Source organism: Psittacicella hinzii (assembly GCF_003585935.1).
Classification (GTDB): domain Bacteria; phylum Pseudomonadota; class Gammaproteobacteria; order Enterobacterales; family Psittacicellaceae; genus Psittacicella; species Psittacicella hinzii.
The window spans coordinates 1-1,199 of sequence record NZ_NRJG01000184.1; the positions used below are offsets into that span (position 1 = coordinate 1).

Genomic DNA, 1,199 nt, shown 5'->3' on the forward strand with positions numbered 1-1,199 from the left:
CTTCTAGGGATTAATTTTTTTACTTTTAAAAGATATTCTTGTGGTGTATCACTTTTAGTTTAAAAGTGATTACTCTTAAGTTGTAAATTATTTAAAGTAGTGGTTTTGGTGGTGAATAACTTTTTCATTTGTCTTTAGAGATTCGATTAAGCTTTACGTTCACTACCTTGTCCCACAAAGCTCTGTACCATATCAATAAGCTCTAAGTCACGTTTAGCTTGGTAATTACCTTGCGCTTCTTGTTGTGCAACTTGAATTGGTTCTGGGTGAATGGTTACTAAAGCATCTGGGAACACTGCTTGTAGAGTAGTTTCGATTTCATCACAAATATCATGAGCTTCACGTAATAAGATATTGTTATCTAATTCTAAGTGAAACTGAATATATTTAGTATTGGCTGCTTGACGAGTACGTAATTCATGGATTCCTAAAACACGTGGGTGTTTTTGAATCGTTAGTTCAATCAGCTCTATATCACTTGCCGGTAAAGCTCTATCGGTTAAACCATCAAAGGCGGTTTTTAACATGCCATAAACCGACCATAGCATGTATACACCAATGGCAATAGCTAAGATTAAGTCTACTTTCGCATAGCCATAATGCGCAAAGATAATAGCTAGCGCTACTGAACCATTCATTAAACAGTCCATTTTATAGTGCGCTTGATCCACTTTAATCATTTCTGAATTAGTCAGGTTAATGATTTTTTGTTGATAAGCTACTAGGATCGCGGTCATGAGAATCGAAATTATCAGAATAATCACTGACGCCGTAGTTTTTTCGATCGGTACAGGAGTGCTAAATCTTTGTACGGCACTCACGATTAGCATAACCGCTAAAGTACCAATAAAAATACTTTGCCCTAAAATACCAAAGTACTCTAACTTGCCATGTCCGAAAGTATGATCATCATCGGCTGGTTTTAAGGCTTTACGTAAAATTAAGAGATTAACAATACTACATACTACGTCAAATACCGAATCCATTAAAGAGGCATATAACGAAATCGAGTTCGACATTACAACCACGGCAAACTTAATTACAATTAAGGTTAATGCCGTACAAATGGCTGCAAAGGAGGCTCGACTTACCGTACGTTTATAGGCTTCGGGAGATAAAGCAAGATTTTGTTCTGTCATATATCTTCTCAAGAGGTAGAGATAGATCTCACCTAAATAGAGGTTTAATTTAGCTAAGGT

The 1,199-nt window shown here is 36.1% G+C and carries 1 protein-coding gene; it reads right to left on the reverse strand.

Annotation, left to right across the window (positions count from 1 at the left end; genetic code table 11):
* Nucleotides 1-146: 146 nt before the first annotated feature.
* Nucleotides 147-1,199 (reverse strand): cation diffusion facilitator family transporter (locus tag CKF58_RS07930; protein ID WP_222987774.1); only part of this gene is annotated, 1,053 nt, incomplete at its 5' end.